Origin of the sequence: Streptomyces sp. NPDC002886, assembly GCF_042888445.1 — a bacterium.
In the GTDB taxonomy this organism is placed as follows: domain Bacteria; phylum Actinomycetota; class Actinomycetes; order Streptomycetales; family Streptomycetaceae; genus Streptomyces.
Genome location: NZ_JBIAPV010000002.1, coordinates 926,597 through 942,516 on the forward strand (window position 1 = coordinate 926,597; position 15,920 = coordinate 942,516).

Below are 15,920 nucleotides of genomic sequence, written 5' to 3' on the forward strand. Positions count from 1 at the left end.
TGGACTCCTCCCTCACAGCTTCTTGACGCTCTTCACACCCTTGATTCCCTTGACGCCCTTTATGCGGCCGGCCCGGTTGGCCCGGCTGCGGGCGGTCTTCATCCGCAGGCCGCCGCGCTGGCTGCCGATCCGCAGTCCGGTGCCGCCGGCCAGCCAGCCGGAGGCGACGTCCTTGCCCGCGGGCGGGCCGCCGTTGGCCTCGACGGCCATCGGGTCGTTCTCCGCGCGGCGGGCCAGGGCCATGATGAACGGCACGGTGAAGGGGGCGAGCAGCAGGTCGTAGAGGACCGCGGTGAAGAGCAGCCCGGTCATCCCCACGTGGCGGGCGGCGGTGTCGCCGACCAGGGCGCCGACGCCCGCGTAGAGCAGGGTGGAGACGAAGGCGGCGCCGACGACCGTGAGCATCGGGCCCCAGGCGGAGCGGAACCGCCCCGTGTCGGGGCGGACCAGTCCGGCGACGTAGCCGATGACGCACAGCACGAGGGCGTAGCGGCCGGCGGCGTGGTCGGCGGGCGGGGCCAGGTCGGTGAGGAGGCCGGCGGCGAAGCCGATGAGGGCGCCGCTGACGCACCCGTACACGAGCGCGAGGGCGACGACCGTGAGCAGGACCAGGTCGGGGACGGCTCCGGGGAGTTGGAGGCGGCCCAGGATGGAGACCTGGACGACCAGGGCGACCACGACGAGCGTGCCCGAGAGCAGGATCCGGTTGAAACGCATGATGATCGGCTCCTAGTCGTCGGCCGGCTTGCCGGACGCGGACGCGCCGGGCGACGGGGTGACCGTGACGGTGACCGTCGGGGTGGGCTTGGGCGCTTCGGGCTTGGGCGGCAGGACCGCGTCGCGCGGGTCCGCGCGCGGCGGCATGACCACGACGCCGACGATGTCCAGGCGGGAGAAACCGACGAAGGGGCGGACCCAGACGGTCCGGGTCAGGTCGCCGCGCGCGGGGTCGACCTTGATCACCTCGCCGATCGGGACACCGGGCACGAAGGGCTTGTTGCCGCGCGAGCCGAAGGTGACGAGCCGGTCGCCGGTGTTGATCTTGGCCTTGCCGTTGAGCATCTGCACGGAGAGCTCCCGGTCGCCCTGACCGGTGGCGAAGCCGAGTTCGCCGGTCTTCTCCAGACGGGTGCCGACGGTGAAGTCGGGGTCGTTGGCGAGGACCACGGTGGCGGTGTCGGGGCCGACGGTGGCGACGCGGCCGACGAGTCCGTCCCCGTTGAGGACGGTCATGTCGCGCTCGATGCCGTCCTTGCTGCCGGCGTCGATGGTCACGGTCCAGGAGAAGCCCTGGGCCGCTCCTATGGCGATGACCTCGGCGCCCTTGATGCCGTACTGGCCCGCGCCCGCCCGCTTGAGCATCTCGTCGAGCTCGCGGATCCGGCTGCGGGTCCGGTCGTCGCTGCCCAGCTTGGCCTTGAGGGCGGCGTTCTCGCGCTCCAGCGTCGCGATGCGGTTGTGCCGCTCGCCGGAGTCCCGTACCGCCCCTATGGCGTTGGCGACCGGGTCGACCCCTTTCGCCACGCCCTTCTCGACCGGCCCGAAGACCGCTGCGGCGGCCTGCCGGGCACCGTCGACCGGAGACTCCTCACCCGTCCTGATGTCCACCGTGATCAAAGCGAACGCGATGGCGATCAGAAGCACCAGGAGCAGCCGGCTTTCTCGTGTGTCCCTCACGTGCGGCGGCCGTGCCTTCCTCATAGATACCTGTGCGGCGAAGCCGCCCCAGTGGAGCCGGGGCTCGCACCGGGCCGTGCGGCCAGGTCCTCGGAGACGGACTGGCCGCTCCGGCGGAGCCGGGGCTCGCACCGGACCTTGCCTGTATATCAACGATCCGCCGCACGGGCCCGGTAGCACCCGTACGGCGGATCATTTGTGTTCCGCCGCCGTGCGGCGGGCCGGATCAGCGCCGCGGCTGGGCGTCCAGCACCTGCTGGAGCGCCTCGAACTCCTCTACGCACTTGCCGGATCCGAGCGCCACGGAGTCGAGCGGGTCCTCGGCGATGTGGATCGGCATGCCCGTCTCGCGGCGCAGCCGCTCGTCGAGGCCGCGGAGCAGGGCGCCGCCTCCGGTCAGGACGATGCCCCGGTCCATGATGTCGCCGGAGAGCTCCGGCGGGCACTTGTCGAGGGTGGTCTTGACCGCGTCGACGATCGCGTTGACCGGCTCCTCGATCGCCTTGCGCACCTCGGCGGCCGAGATCACGACGGTCTTGGGCAGGCCCGAGACCAGGTCGCGGCCGCGGATCTCGGTGTGCTCGTCCTTGTCGAGGTCGTAGGCCGACCCGATGGTGATCTTGATCTGCTCGGCGGTGCGCTCACCGAGGAGGAGCGAGTACTCCTTCTTGATGTGCTGGATGATCGCGTTGTCGAGCTCGTCGCCGGCCACCCGGATGGACTGTGCCGTGACGATTCCGCCGAGGGAGATGACGGCCACCTCCGTGGTGCCGCCACCGATGTCCACGACCATGTTGCCGGTGGCCTCGTGGACGGGCAGGCCCGCGCCGATGGCGGCGGCCATCGGCTCTTCGATGATGTGCACCTGGCGGGCACCGGCCTGCGTGGACGCCTCGATGACGGCGCGGCGCTCCACTCCCGTGATGCCGGAGGGCACGCAGACCACGACGCGCGGACGGGCCAGGTAGCGGCGCTTGTGGATCTTGAGGATGAAGTACCGGAGCATCCGCTCGGTGATCTCGAAGTCGGCGATGACGCCGTCCTTGAGGGGCCTCACGGCGACGATGTTGCCGGGCGTGCGCCCGATCATCTTCTTGGCTTCGGAGCCGACCGCCAGGATGCCACCGGTGTTCGTGTTGATGGCGACCACGGACGGCTCGTTCAGGACGATTCCCCGGCCCCTCACGTACACCAGCGTGTTGGCGGTCCCGAGGTCGATCGCCATGTCACGGCCGATGAACGACATGTTGTTCCCCTTGTTCCCCATGAGGAGCGTCTGGCCTTCCAGTTGATAGCGGCTGCTGTCAGGTCGGCGAGGTGGGTGTGTGGGTGGAGGCCCCATCGTAGTGCCGCAAGTACGGCCTCCGCGCGACGGGACTCCGGCAAGCCCGCCGGAACGGATACCCGCCCCCTTAGTGGTGACGTCGTGTCCTGTCGATGCGTTCCCGAATGTGCCCGGTAATACCGGAGGGCGACCGAAATTACTTCGGTCGCCCCAGGTCATGAGCGCTATTCGGCTGATGTTGCGTCAGAAAAGAGTGATCACAGCGCCGGGAAGAACAGCTTCAGTTCCCGCTCCGCGGACTCCTCGGAGTCCGAGGCGTGGATCAGGTTCTCCCGGGTGACGGTACCGAAGTCACCCCGGATGGAGCCGGGCGCGGCGGCAATCGGGTCAGTGGGTCCGGCCAACTGGCGGACACCCTCGATCACGCGCTCCCCTTCGACGACCAGGGCCACGACCGGGCCGCTCGCCATGAAGCCCATGAGGGGCTCGTAGAAGGGCTTGCCCTTGTGCTCGCCGTAGTGCGCCTCCAGGGTCTCCTGGTCCAGCGTGCGCAGCTCCAGCGCGGGAATGGTCCAGCCGGCCTTCCGCTCGATGCGGCCGACGATCTCGCCGATCAGACCGCGACGGACGGCGTCGGGCTTGAGGAGGACGAGCGTGCGCTGGGTCATATGGGTAACTCCTTGCGGCATACGGGTGCGGTCCGACGAGGCTACAGGGGGCCGGGCGAGCCCTACGCCTCGGTCGGGGTGGCGGCCTGGGCCTCCGCCTGGGCGGCCCAGCGGGCCTTGATCACGTCGATGCGGCGGCCGTAGTGGATCGAGCACCACCACAGGCCGGCGAACACCACGCCCAGGATGAACATCATCGGTACGACGAAGCCGCTCAGCACCAGCCCGATCTGCAGGGCCCAGCCGATCTGGACGGCCCCGGGGCGCGAGAGCATCCCGCACAGCAGCACCGACACCAGCATCGCGATCCCGCAGACCGTCCAGACCGTGGCCTGGCTCAGATCGCCCTTCATCGCGACCAGCCCCGCGAAGCCGATCACGAAGAACTCGCCGATCAGCGTCGAAGCACACAGCGTGCGCATCCCTCAGCCCCTCTTCAGCAGCAGGCGGGCCTCGCCCACCGTGATGACGGACCCGGTCACCAGGACCCCGGCCCCTCCGTACTCCGCCTCTTCCTCCGCCAGCGTGATCGCCGCCTCGATGGCGTCGTCCAGCCGCGGCTCCACCTGCACGCGCTCGGAGCCGAAGACCTCGACCGCGATGGCGGCCAGTTCGTCGGCGGAGATCGCCCGGTGGCTGGTGTTCTCCGTGATCACGACCTCGGCGAAGATCGGCTCGAAGGCCTCGAAGACCCCGCGCACGTCCTTGCCGTCGCTCGCGCCCACGACCCCGATCAGCCGGCTGAAGCCGAAGGCCTCGGTCACCGCCTCCGCGGTGACCTGCGCGCCGGCCGGGTTGTGCGCCGCGTCCAGGACCACCGTGGGGCTGCGCCGCACGACCTCCATGCGGCCGGGCGAGGTCACCGAGGCGAAGGCCTTGCGCACGGTCTCCACGTCCAGGACCCGCGCGTGATCGGCGCCGATCCCGAAGAAGGCCTCGACGGCCGCCAGCGCCACCGCCGCGTTGTGCGCCATGTGGGCGCCGTACAGCGGCAGGAAGATGCCGTCGTACTCGCCGCCCAGGCCGCGCAGCGTCAGCTGCTGCCCGCCCACCGCGACCTCGCGGGTGACGACGCCGAACTCCATGCCCGCGCGGGCCACGGTCGCGTCGACCTCCACGGCCTTCTTCAGCAGTACCTGCGCCGCGTCCACCGGCTGCTGCGCCAGGATCACGGTGGCGCCCTGCTTGATGATGCCGCCCTTCTCCTGCGCGATCTCGCCGGTGGTGGAGCCGAGCCGGTCCGTGTGGTCCAGGCTGATCGGGGTGACCACGGCGACGGCGCCGTCGATCACGTTGGTGGCGTCCCAGGTGCCGCCCATGCCCACCTCGATCACGGCCGCGTCCACGGGGGCGTCCGCGAAGGCCGCGTAGGCCATGCCGGTGAGGACCTCGAAGAACGACAGCCGGATCTCCTCGGCCGCGTCCACCATGTCCACGTACGGCTTGATGTCCTCGTACGTCTCGATGAACCGCTCGGCGCTGACCGGCGCCCCGTCCAGGCTGATCCGCTCGGTGATCGACTGCACGTGCGGGCTGGTGTAGCGCCCGGTGCGCAGCTCGAAGGCGTTCAGCAGCGCCTCGATCATGCGGGAGGTGCTCGTCTTGCCGTTGGTGCCGGTGACGTGGATGGAGGGGTACGCGCGCTGCGGCTCGCCCAGGACGTCCATCAGCGCGGCGATCCGCGTGACGGACGGCTCCAGCTTGGTCTCGCCCCAGCGGCCGGCCAGGTCCTGCTCCACCTCCCGCAGCGCCTTGGCCACCTCGGGGTCGGCGGGCTCCTCGGGCACCGGGTCGCCCTGGGGCGGACCGGCCTGCGCGCGCAGGGTGCGGCTGCCCGCCTCGATCACCGCCAGGTCGGGGTCGCGGTCGGACTCTTCCGCCACGATCTTGTCGAAGGCGTCGAAGCTGTCATCGTGGCTCTCGGGCTGCTGCTCACTCACGGGACCCAGTCTACGGACGAGGGGCACAGGGACTTTCGGCCCGGTCGCATCGGGACCTTCGGCTGCCGGTGCGACCGGATCGTTATGCAAGCCTTGCGGCAGGAGATTGGGGAATAAATGCCGCAGGCCAGCACGAACAAGACAGGTTCCAGCCGCGACATAGGCATCGACCTGGGAACCGCCAACACCCTCGTCTACGCACGGGGGCACGGCATCGTCCTCAATGAGCCGTCCGTGGTGGCCGTCAAGGCGGGCACCACCACCGCCCTGGCCGTCGGGACCGAGGCCAAGGAGACCATCGGCCGCACTCCCGGCTCCATCACCGCGATCCGCCCCCTCAAGGACGGTGTGATCTGCGACTACGAGGCCGCCGAGGAGATGATCCGGCACTTCGTCCGCAAGGCCGTCCCCGGCCGCCGGGTGCGCACCCGCATGGTGATCTGCGTACCGTCCGGCGTCACCCAGGTGGAGCGGCGGGCCATCATCCACGCCTCCGCCCGGGCCGGCGCCAAGACCGTGCACCTGATCGAGGAACCCATGGCCGCGGCGATCGGCGCCGGGCTCCCGGTGTCCGAACCGCGCGGGTCGATGGTCGTCGACATCGGCGGCGGCACCTCCGAGGTCGCCGTCATCTCGCTGGGCGGCATCGTCACCGCGCGGTCCCTCCGGGTCGCCGGCGACCGGATGGACGCCGCCATCACCGACTACGTCCGCAAGGAGCACTCCCTGCTCATCGGCGACCGCACCGCCGAGGACGTCAAGATCGCCATCGGCTCGGCCTGGCCGGTGCCGGACCGGCCCGAGCTGGAGACCGCCACCTTCACGGTGCGGGGCCGCGAGAAGGTCGGCGGCATGCCCCAGACGCTCGCGCTCGACGCGCGGGACGTGCGCGCCGCCCTGGACGAGCCGGTCGAGGCGATCATCGCGGCGGTCCGCACCACCCTGGAGGAGTGCCCGCCCGAACTCTCCGGCGACGTCATGGAGCACGGCATCGTCCTGACCGGCGGCGGCGCGCTGCTGCCCGGCCTGGACCTGCGGATGGCCTCCTCGACCGGGATCCCGGTCTTCGTCGCGGACGACCCGCTGGACTGCGTGGCGCTGGGATCGGGCCGCTGCGTGGAGGACATGGACGCGCTCAGCAGCCTGCTGGCGCCGGCGCGGGCGTAGGCCGCCCGGGTCGCCGCGGGCTCAGCCCTTCGGGAGGGTCGCGATGACCTCGTACGCGTCGTGCGTGCGCGTCGCCGTCAGGGTGCCGCCCAGGCTGCGCACGCGCTCCGACATGCTCGCCGTGCCCGAGCCCGCCGAGACGGGGGCCCGGGTCGGGTTGCGCTCCCCCAGCCCGTTGCGGACGGCGATCCGCAGCTGCGGACCGTCCGCCGCGATGGACACCTCGATGGTTTCGCCGCGCGCGTGCTTGGCGGCGTTGGTCAGGCATTCCTGCACCACCCGGTAGACCGCCGCCTGGCGCAGCGGCGACAGTCCGTGCACGGCCGGATCCAGGGCGAGCCGTACGGGCGAACCCGCGCGGCCGCTCTCCTCCGCGAGCACCGCCAGCCCCTCCACGCCCGGGGTCGCCGCCCGCTCCCCGCGCTGCACGATGATCTCGTTGAGCACCAGGTGGGCCCGGCGGGCGGTGTCGGCGAGCTCTTCAAAGTCCTTCGCGTACGCCGTTTCGCGCGAGCGCATCGACAGCACCTCGGAGCGCACCGTCAGCAGGGTCAGCTCGCGCCCGACGAAGTCGTGGACGTCGCGGGCGACGGAGGTCCGCTCCTGCTGGACCGCCTGGAGCACGGCCGACTCGGCGCGCCGGGTGTCGAGCTCGCGCACCAGGTCGTGCCGGTAGGCGGCGATGCCCACGGCCGAGGCGAGGACCCCGATGGGCACGACGAGGCTGAGGAAGGAGCTGAGGGTCTCGGCCCGGGCCAGCGGCCAGCCCGGCACGCAGCAGAACAGGCACAGCGCGAAGGCGACGTAGCCCAAGGTGGCGAGGACACCGGCCCGGCGCCCGCGGAAGCGGCCCACCGAGTACAGCGCGAACTGGATCAGGGTCAGCTCGTGCAGCCAGCCGATGAAGACCAGCGCGGCGAGGTACGAGACCCAGGGCAGCCGGCGCCGCACCAGCAGCGTGGCGCAGCCGATGGCCAGGACGACCGCCGCGGAGGGCCCGCTCAGCGAGTTGTCGGCGGCCGCCAGGCCCGGCAGGTCGAGCGCCATCAGGCCCAGGCAGCTCAGCGCCGCCAGCAGGTCCATCGCGCGCGGCGACCCGGCCCAGCCCTGCCCGAGCCGGCGACCGAAGGCCGTGAGCCGGTGGGGCGCCGAAAGGGCGGGCTTGACGTGCATGCCCTCCATCATCCGTGCTCGGCACCCCCGCATCCGGGCCGCCCGGACCCGAGAAGGCGTGATTTAGGGCACTTCGGACAGGCCGGAGGTCCTTCGGCCCGGAGGCGTTCCGCTCTACCCGGGCCGCCGGCGCGCTCGTAGCGTCGGGAGAATGACCACCCATAGGGGAACCACCGCCCAACGGGGACCGACCACCCCGCGGGGCACCGCCCTGCTCCTGCTCATCGGCGGCCTCGTCGGCGCCCTGGCCTCCGGCGTCCTCACCTACGACCGCATCCGCACCCTGGAGGACCCCCTCTTCACCCCGGGCTGCAACGTCAACGCGGTGCTGAGCTGCGGCGACGTGATGACCACCTGGCAGGGCAACCTCCTCGGCTTCCCCAACATGCTGCTCGGCCTGGCCGGCTTCGCGGCCCTCGCCGGACTGGGCGCGGCCCTGGTCGCCGGGGCGCTGTTCCCCCGGTGGCTGTGGCGCGGGCTGTGGGCCGGGATCGCGGCCGGGTTCGCCTTCACGGTGTGGCTGATCAGCCAGTGCCTGTACGTGATCGGGGCCCTGTGCCCGTGGTGCATGGTCGTCTGGGCGGTGATGATCCCGCTGTTCTGGTACGTCACCCGCCACCTGGCCCCGGCCGGCTCCCGGCTGCGGGCGCTCCCCCACTGGGTCGTACCGCTGGCGGCGTACGGCGTGGTCGCGGCGCTCATCCTGACGAAGTTCGGCACCCGGCTGCTGTGACGCCCGGCCCCTCGCGGGGAACAGATACGGCGAAGGCCCCCACGTCGACCGACGGCGTGGGGGCCTTCGCTTGTGTCCTTGACCGGGCCGTCAGCCCGCGGGCAGGGCGTCCAGCTGGGCCTTCAGGCGGGCGATGTCGCCTTCCGCCTTGGACAGCCGGCCCTTGATCTTGTCCACGACGTTGTCCGGGGCCTTGGCGATGAACGCCTCGTTCCCGAGCTTCGCCTCGGCCTGCTGCTTCTCCTTCTCGGCGGCGGCCAGGTCCTTGCTCAGCCGCTTGCGCTCCGCCGGGATGTCGATGGTGCCCGACAGGTCGAGCGCGACGGTGGCGCCGGCGACCGGCAGGGTCGCGGTGGCGCTGAAGGCGTCACCCTCCGGCTGGAGGCGCAGCACCTGGCGGATGGCGGCCTCGTGGGCGGCCAGCGTGGTGGCGGACAGGTCCAGGCGGGCCGGGACCTTCTGCTTGTCGTCGAGGCCCTGCTCCTTGCGGAACCGGCGGACCTCGCGGACCAGGGTCTGGATGCCCTCGATCTCGGCCTCGGCGCCGGCGTCGCGGAAGCCGCTGTCCTTGGGCCATTCGGCGATCACCAGGGACTCGCCGCCGGTCAGCGTGGTCCACAGGGTCTCGGTGACGAAGGGGACCACCGGGTGCAGCAGGCGCAGCATGACGTCGAGGACCTCGCCGAGGACCCGGGCGGAGGCCTTGGCCGGCTCGCCGCCCGCGAAGAACGTCGTCTTCGACAGCTCGACGTACCAGTCGAAGACCTCGTCCCACGCGAAGTGGTAGAGGGCCTCGCTGAGCTTGGAGAACTGGTAGTCCTCGTAGAAGGCGTCGGCCTGCGCGACCGTCTCGTTCAGCCGGGACAGGATCCAGCGGTCGGTCGCCGACATCTCCTCGACCGAGGGCAGGTCGCCCTCGATCGTGGCGCCGTTCATCATCGCGAAGCGGGTGGCGTTCCAGATCTTGTTGGCGAACTTGCTGGAGGCCTGGACCCAGTCCTCGCCGATCGGGACGTCGACACCCGGGTTGGCGCCGCGCGCCAGGGTGAAGCGGACCGCGTCGGAGCCGTACTTGTCCATCCAGTCCAGCGGGTTGACCGCGTTGCCGAAGGACTTCGACATCTTCTTGCCGCGCTCGTCGCGGACCATGCCGTGCAGGGCGATGGTGTGGAACGGCGGGGTGCCGTCCATCGCGTACAGGCCGAACATCATCATCCGGGCGACCCAGAAGAAGAGGATGTCGTAGCCGGTGACCAGGACGGCGTTCGGGTAGAACTTCGCCAGGCTGTCGGTCTGCTGCGGCCAGCCGAGCGTGGAGAACGGCCACAGGCCGGAGGAGAACCAGGTGTCCAGGACGTCCGTGTCCTGGGTCCAGCCCTCGCCGGTCGGCGGCTGCTCGTCGGGGCCGACGCAGACGATCTCGCCGTTCGGGCCGTACCAGACGGGGATGCGGTGGCCCCACCACAGCTGGCGCGAGATGCACCAGTCGTGGAGGTTGTCGACCCAGTCGAAGTAGCGCTTCTCCATCTCCTGCGGGTGGATCTTGACCTGGCCGTCGCGGACCGCGTCACCGGCGGCCTTGGCGAGCGGGCCGACCTTGACCCACCACTGGAGCGAGAGGCGCGGCTCGATGGTGGTCTTGCAGCGCGAGCAGTGGCCGACGGAGTGCGTGTACGGACGCTTCTCGGCGACGATCCGGCCCTCGGCGCGCAGCGCGGCGACGATGGCGGAACGGGCCTCCAGCCGGTCCAGGCCCAGGAAGGGGCCGTGGACGGTGATGACGGCGTGCTCGTCCATGACGGCGAGGTTGGGCAGGCCGTGGCGCTGACCGATCTCGAAGTCGTTGGGGTCGTGCGCCGGGGTCACCTTGACGGCGCCGGTGCCGAACTCGGGGTCGACGTGCTCGTCGGCGACGACCGGGATGCGGCGGCCGGTGAGCGGCAGCTCGATCTCGGTGCCGACGAGGTGCTTGTAGCGCTCGTCCTCGGGGTGGACGGCGACGGCCGTGTCACCGAGCATCGTCTCGGCGCGGGTCGTCGCGACGACGATGGAGGCGTCGCCCTCGCCGTACCGGATGGAGACGAGCTCGCCCTCGTCGTCCTGGTACTCGACCTCGATGTCGGAGATCGCGGTGAGGCAGCGGGGGCACCAGTTGATGATGCGCTCGGCGCGGTAGATCAGCTCGTCGTCGTAGAGCTTCTTGAAGATGGTCTGGACGGACTCGGACAGGCCCTCGTCCATGGTGAAGCGCTCGCGCGACCAGTCGACGCCGTCGCCGAGGCGGCGCATCTGGCCGGAGATCTGCCCGCCGGACTCGCCCTTCCACTGCCAGACGCGGTCGACGAAGGCCTCGCGGCCCAGGTCGTGGCGGGACTTGCCCTCCTTGGCGAGCTCGCGCTCGACGACGTTCTGGGTGGCGATGCCCGCGTGGTCCATGCCGGGCTGCCACAGGGTCTCGTAGCCCTGCATGCGCTTGCGACGGGTGATGGCGTCGATCAGCGTGTGCTCGAAGGCGTGCCCCAGGTGGAGGCTTCCGGTGACGTTCGGCGGCGGGATGACGATGGCGAAGGGAGGCTTGTCGCTCTTCTCGTCCGCCTCGAAGTACCCACGCTCTACCCAGCGCTCGTAGAGCTTCCCCTCTACATCGGCCGGCGCGTAGGAGGTCGGCAGTTCGGAGTAGGGGCTGCTGGGTGTCTGCGTGTTCTCGGTCACGAGGCACAGTTTAGGGCCGTAACAGTCCAGTCATGAAACCGGGTTTCCGGGGGCCCGGGGCCTTTTGTCGCCTCGGCTTCCGCCAGGATGTGTGGGACGCATAAACAACCTCATGGGGGGACGCGGGATGAGCTACAACCAGCCGGGGCCGTACGGAGGCCAGCAGCCGCAGCAGCCGGGGCCCTACGGACAGCAGCCGCAGCAGCCGAACCCGTACGGCGGCCAGCAGCCCGGCCCCTACGGCCAGCAGCCCGGCTACGGCTACCCGCAGCAGGCCCCCCAGGGAGTCCCCCAGCAGGGCTACCCGCAGCAGCCGCAGCAGCAGCCCGGCTTCCCCCAGCAACAGCAGCAGCCCCCGTACGGCGGCTACCCGCAGCAGCCTCCGTACGGCGGCGGCACGCCCCCGAAGAAGTCGAAGGCCGGCGTGATCATCGCGGTGGTCCTGGCGGTGGCCGTGATCGGCGGCGCCGGCTGGTACTTCACGCAGGGCGGCGGCTCCTCGGCGTCGATCTCCGCGGACACCAAGGGCTACAAGCTGGTGGCTCCGGCGGCGGTGGACGAGTACAAGAAGAACCCGAAGAGCTCGAAGGAAGAGTTCTCCGACAAGGACCGCAAGGAAGTCGAGGCGGTCGGCGTGAAGAACCCGACCCAGGTCTCCGAGTCCTACCAGTCCGGCGACCCGAAGAACCCGCTGGCCGCGAAGGCACTCAACTTCCAGGGCGTGTACGGCGAGATCGCCGACCCGGAGAAGGCCGTGGACGCCTACTTCGCCATGGCCAAGGCCAATTCGATGAAGGACGACAAGGACGGGGAGGCGGAGCTCGTCGGCTCCCCCAAGGTGATGAACCCCGCCGGCTTCAAGGGCGCCGTGATGAAGTGCCAGGAGCTCAAGATGACTCCGAAGAAGTCCGCGGACAACCCGCTCACGAAGCCCTTCACCATTCCGGTCTGCATCTGGGGCGACTACAGCACCCTGTCCGTCGTGAGCATGGCGGACTTCGCCTCCGTCATGGGCGGCACCCAGGGCTTCACCCTGGAGCAGACCGCGGGCTACACCGCGAAGCTCTACAACACCTCGCGCACCAAGCTGTGAGGTGAGGCCGCCGCATGGGGCGGCCCGGAAGGCGCTGTCACGGCGGTCCGCCGCGTCAGCGCCTTCTCCCGTGCGCCGGTTGGTTTCACGCCGGACGTGAGGCCTGGTAGCACGCTTCCTGGATGTGACCCGCGTGCTTCACCCCTGCCGGCACCAGCATGCCCTGACAGGCAGGCTGGGCCGTGGCGGACCCGAAGCCCCTCGCCGCGCCCCGGTCGCAGGCGGACATCACCTGCGACCCCACGCGGCCCCTCCCGGGGTCCGCGGAGATCGCACCTTTGACCGACCGTGCACCCCGTGGGCGCCCTGTGGCCGGCCTCGGGCACGAGTGAGGGGCGCCACCCGTAGCGGGTGGCGCCCCTCAGTCGTGTCTGCTGCCTGCGGCTACGCCGACTTCTCGTGCGGTCCCTGGTCCTTCGGGACGATCCGCGGGACCAGCGTCGGGTTGACGTTGGAGCGGACCACGTCCGAGGTGATGACCACGCGGGCCACGTCCTTGCGGGACGGGACCTCGTACATCACCGACATCAGGACCTCTTCCATGATGGCGCGCAGGCCGCGCGCGCCGGTCTGGCGGAGGATCGCCTGGTCGGCGATGGCCTCGAGGGCCTCGCGCTCGAAGTCCAGCTCGACGCCGTCGAGTTCGAACAGCCGCTGGTACTGCTTGACCAGCGCGTTGCGCGGCTCGATGAGGATCTGGAGCAGGGCCTCGCGGTCCAGGTTGTGCACCGAGGTGATGACGGGGAGACGGCCGATGAACTCGGGGATCATCCCGAACTTCACCAGGTCCTCCGGCATGACCTCCTGGAACTGGTTGCTCGCCTCGATCTCGCGCTTCGAGCGGATGGTCGCCCCGAAGCCGATGCCCTTCGCGCCGGCGCGGGATTCGATGATCCGCTCCAGCCCGGAGAAGGCGCCGCCCACGATGAACAGCACGTTCGTCGTGTCGATCTGGATGAACTCCTGGTGCGGGTGCTTGCGGCCGCCCTGCGGCGGTACGGAAGCGGTCGTGCCTTCCAGGATCTTCAGGAGGGCCTGCTGCACGCCCTCGCCGCTCACGTCGCGCGTGATCGACGGGTTCTCGCTCTTGCGGGCGACCTTGTCGATCTCGTCGATGTAGATGATCCCGGTTTCGGCCTTCTTGACGTCGTAGTCAGCGGCCTGGATCAGCTTGAGCAGGATGTTCTCGACGTCCTCGCCGACGTACCCGGCCTCCGTCAGCGCCGTCGCGTCCGCGATGGCGAACGGAACGTTGAGCATCCGGGCGAGCGTCTGGGCCAGCAGCGTCTTGCCCGAGCCCGTGGGGCCGAGCAGGAGGATGTTGGACTTCGCGAGCTCGATCGCGTCGTCACGGTTCGTCCCGCCGCCGTTCTCGCCGGCCTGGACGCGCTTGTAGTGGTTGTACACCGCGACGGAGAGCGCCTTCTTCGCCGGCTCCTGGCCGACGACGTAGCTCTCCAGGAACTCGTAGATCTCACGAGGCTTGGGGAGTTCCTCCCACCTGACCTCGGAAGTCTCGGCCAGTTCCTCTTCGATGATCTCGTTGCAGAGGTCGATGCACTCGTCGCAGATGTACACACCGGGTCCCGCGATGAGCTTCTTCACCTGCTTCTGGCTCTTTCCGCAGAACGAGCACTTGAGCAGGTCGCCGCCGTCACCGATGCGTGCCACGAGGTGCTTCCCCTTCGCCTGGGAGACGCCTGGTTCAGCGCTCCTGGTGCCTCATATCCGACGGTACCTTGCCGGGGGCCCCGTGCGGGGCCCCCTTGACGTGGTTCACATCGCCGAATCCGGCGATGTGCCCGCGCCAACTGGCGGCAAGGATCAGTTCGAAGTCTTACGGGTGGCCACGACCTGGTCGATCAGGCCGTACGCCAGGGCGTCCTGGGCCGTGAGGATCTTGTCGCGCTCGATGTCGTCGCGGATCTTCTCGATCGGGGTCGAGGAGTGCGTGGCCAGCATGGTCTCCAGCTGGTCGCGCATGCGCAGGATCTCGTTGGCCGCGATCTCCAGGTCGGAGAGCTGCTCACGGCCGGTGCCGCCCGAGGGCTGGTGGATCAGCACGCGGGCGTTCGGCAGCGCCATGCGCTTGCCGGGGGCGCCGGCGGCCAGCAGGACCGCGGCGGCGGAGGCCGCCTGGCCCATGCAGACCGTCGAGATGTCCGGCTTCACGAACTGCATCGTGTCGTAGATCGCCGTCAGCGCGGTGAAGGAGCCACCGGGGCTGTTGATGTACAGGTAGATGTCGCGGTCCGGGTCCATCGACTCCAGGCACAGGAGCTGCGCCATGACGTCGTTGGCGGAGGCGTCGTCGATCTGCACGCCGAGGAAGATGATGCGCTCCTCGAAGAGCTTCGCGTACGGGTCGTACTCGCGGACGCCCTGCGAGGTGCGCTCCACGAAGCGCGGCACGACGTAGCGGTTGTCCACCGGCGCGCCGGTGTAGAGGCCGCTCGCGGGAGAAAGGTTGTTCATGTGCATCTGGGTGTTCACCGTCCTGGTGGCGTTCTGCGGGCTGAGGCTTGCCTGGTGCGGGCGGGCGCGGGGATCCCCGTACGGGACCCCCTGCGCCGGGGCCGGGATCAGGCCCCGGTGCCGCCGCCGCCCGGGACCAGCGACGCGGCGGAGATGATCTCGTCGATGAGGCCGTAGGCCTTGGCCTCTTCCGCCGTGTACCAGCGGTCGCGGTCACCGTCGCGGATGATCGTCTCCACGGTCTGGCCGGAGTGGTGCGCGGTGATCTCAGCCATGCGCTGCTTCGTGCGCAGCAGGTACTGGGCCTGGATCTTGATGTCCGAGGCGGTGCCACCGATGCCGGCGGAACCCTGGTGCATCAGGATGTCGGTGTTCGGGAGGGCGAAGCGCTTGCCCGGGGTACCGCCGGTGAGCAGGAACTGGCCCATGGAGGCCGCCATGCCCATACCGATGGTGACCACGTCGTTCGGGATGTACTGCATGGTGTCGTAGACCGCCATGCCCGCCGTCACCGAGCCACCGGGGCTGTTGATGTACAGGTAGATGTCCTTCTCCGGCTCGGCGGCCAGGAGCAGGAGCTGCGCGGTGATCTTGTTGGCGATGTCGTCGTCGACCTGCTGGCCGAGGAAGATGATGCGCTCGCCGAGCAGCCGGTTGTAGACATGGTCGCCGAGGCCGCCACCGATGGACGGCTCACCCGCGGCGTAAGGCTTCAGATTCGTCACGTATCCACCTGCTCGTCTCCGACGGCCATGTGCCGTCTCAGCGTCTCGTTCTGGGGCGCGGACCTGCCGTGCGGACGATGTCCGCCGGCGTCGGGTACTCCCGTGCCCTCGTATTCATGGACCCTAACGCGCAGCTACGACAACGCCATCCCGCTTCCCGAACTGTTCGCTCGGAGCGCAAGGTCAGGACCCCGTCACCGAGGGCCTTCGGAAGGCATTGCGGAGGTCCTTCCCGAGGGAAGGCCGAAGGGCCCGGACGCGATGGCGTACGG

At 70.0% G+C, this 15,920-nt stretch carries 14 protein-coding genes; 3 read left to right on the forward strand and 11 right to left on the reverse strand.

The window, feature by feature from the left end; translation table 11 throughout:
* Window positions 1–12: 12 nt before the first annotated feature.
* The 6 genes from mreD to ACFYYB_RS10415 form a co-directional block, all read right to left on the reverse strand.
* On the reverse strand, window positions 13–717 hold the full coding sequence (mreD, locus tag ACFYYB_RS10390) for a rod shape-determining protein MreD (protein WP_327306767.1): 705 nt from the start codon (window positions 715–717) through the stop codon (window positions 13–15).
* 12 nt (window positions 718–729) lie between these two features.
* Complete coding sequence (gene mreC, locus ACFYYB_RS10395; protein WP_389434492.1) at window positions 730–1,677, reverse strand: rod shape-determining protein MreC; 948 nt, start codon at window positions 1,675–1,677, stop codon at window positions 730–732.
* A 226-nt stretch (window positions 1,678–1,903) separates the two neighbouring features.
* A complete protein-coding gene (locus ACFYYB_RS10400; protein WP_069923827.1) occupies window positions 1,904–2,923 on the reverse strand; it encodes a rod shape-determining protein in 1,020 nt (339 codons plus the stop codon).
* Between the two features lie 296 nt (window positions 2,924–3,219).
* On the reverse strand, window positions 3,220–3,630 hold the full coding sequence (gene ndk, locus ACFYYB_RS10405) for a nucleoside-diphosphate kinase (RefSeq protein WP_327306765.1): 411 nt from the start codon (window positions 3,628–3,630) through the stop codon (window positions 3,220–3,222).
* Between the two features lie 62 nt (window positions 3,631–3,692).
* Complete coding sequence (locus ACFYYB_RS10410; protein WP_389434495.1) at window positions 3,693–4,052, reverse strand: DUF4233 domain-containing protein; 360 nt, start codon at window positions 4,050–4,052, stop codon at window positions 3,693–3,695.
* Window positions 4,053–4,055: 3 nt separating this feature from the next.
* Entirely contained in the window at window positions 4,056–5,570 is a 1,515-nt protein-coding gene (locus ACFYYB_RS10415; RefSeq protein ID WP_389434496.1) for a bifunctional folylpolyglutamate synthase/dihydrofolate synthase, read from the reverse strand.
* 117 nt (window positions 5,571–5,687) lie between these two features.
* Between ACFYYB_RS10415 and ACFYYB_RS10420 the strand changes: the two genes are divergently transcribed.
* On the forward strand, window positions 5,688–6,737 hold the full coding sequence (locus tag ACFYYB_RS10420) for a rod shape-determining protein (protein WP_389434497.1): 1,050 nt from the start codon (window positions 5,688–5,690) through the stop codon (window positions 6,735–6,737).
* A gap of 21 nt (window positions 6,738–6,758) precedes the next feature.
* On the opposite strand, the gene ACFYYB_RS10425 is transcribed toward ACFYYB_RS10420, so the two are convergent.
* Window positions 6,759–7,910 (reverse strand): sensor histidine kinase, encoded by a 1,152-nt coding sequence (locus ACFYYB_RS10425; protein WP_389434499.1) that lies wholly within the window; start codon window positions 7,908–7,910, stop codon window positions 6,759–6,761.
* 151 nt (window positions 7,911–8,061) lie between these two features.
* Between ACFYYB_RS10425 and ACFYYB_RS10430 the strand changes: the two genes are divergently transcribed.
* Window positions 8,062–8,643 (forward strand): vitamin K epoxide reductase family protein, encoded by a 582-nt coding sequence (locus ACFYYB_RS10430; protein ID WP_389434500.1) that lies wholly within the window; start codon window positions 8,062–8,064, stop codon window positions 8,641–8,643.
* 90 nt (window positions 8,644–8,733) lie between these two features.
* On the opposite strand, the gene ACFYYB_RS10435 is transcribed toward ACFYYB_RS10430, so the two are convergent.
* Window positions 8,734–11,355, reverse strand: a complete 2,622-nt coding sequence (locus ACFYYB_RS10435) for a valine--tRNA ligase (protein WP_389434502.1) — start codon at window positions 11,353–11,355, stop codon at window positions 8,734–8,736.
* Between the two features lie 127 nt (window positions 11,356–11,482).
* Between ACFYYB_RS10435 and ACFYYB_RS10440 the strand changes: the two genes are divergently transcribed.
* On the forward strand, window positions 11,483–12,448 hold the full coding sequence (locus tag ACFYYB_RS10440) for a hypothetical protein (RefSeq protein ID WP_389434503.1): 966 nt from the start codon (window positions 11,483–11,485) through the stop codon (window positions 12,446–12,448).
* Window positions 12,449–12,832: 384 nt separating this feature from the next.
* Here the strand turns inward: ACFYYB_RS10440 and clpX are convergent, their stop codons facing one another.
* The 3 genes from clpX to ACFYYB_RS10455 all read right to left on the reverse strand — a co-directional run bounded on the left by clpX (window position 12,833) and on the right by ACFYYB_RS10455 (window position 15,648).
* A complete protein-coding gene (gene clpX, locus ACFYYB_RS10445) occupies window positions 12,833–14,119 on the reverse strand; it encodes an ATP-dependent Clp protease ATP-binding subunit ClpX (RefSeq protein ID WP_389434505.1) in 1,287 nt (428 codons plus the stop codon).
* Between the two features lie 153 nt (window positions 14,120–14,272).
* Window positions 14,273–14,923 carry an ATP-dependent Clp protease proteolytic subunit gene (locus tag ACFYYB_RS10450; RefSeq protein ID WP_250739479.1) on the reverse strand — a complete coding sequence of 217 codons (651 nt, stop codon included), beginning with the start codon at window positions 14,921–14,923 and terminating at the stop codon, window positions 14,273–14,275.
* 107 nt (window positions 14,924–15,030) lie between these two features.
* Window positions 15,031–15,648 carry an ATP-dependent Clp protease proteolytic subunit gene (locus ACFYYB_RS10455; RefSeq protein ID WP_250739480.1) on the reverse strand — a complete coding sequence of 206 codons (618 nt, stop codon included), beginning with the start codon at window positions 15,646–15,648 and terminating at the stop codon, window positions 15,031–15,033.
* Between the last annotated feature and the right edge of the window lie 272 nt (window positions 15,649–15,920).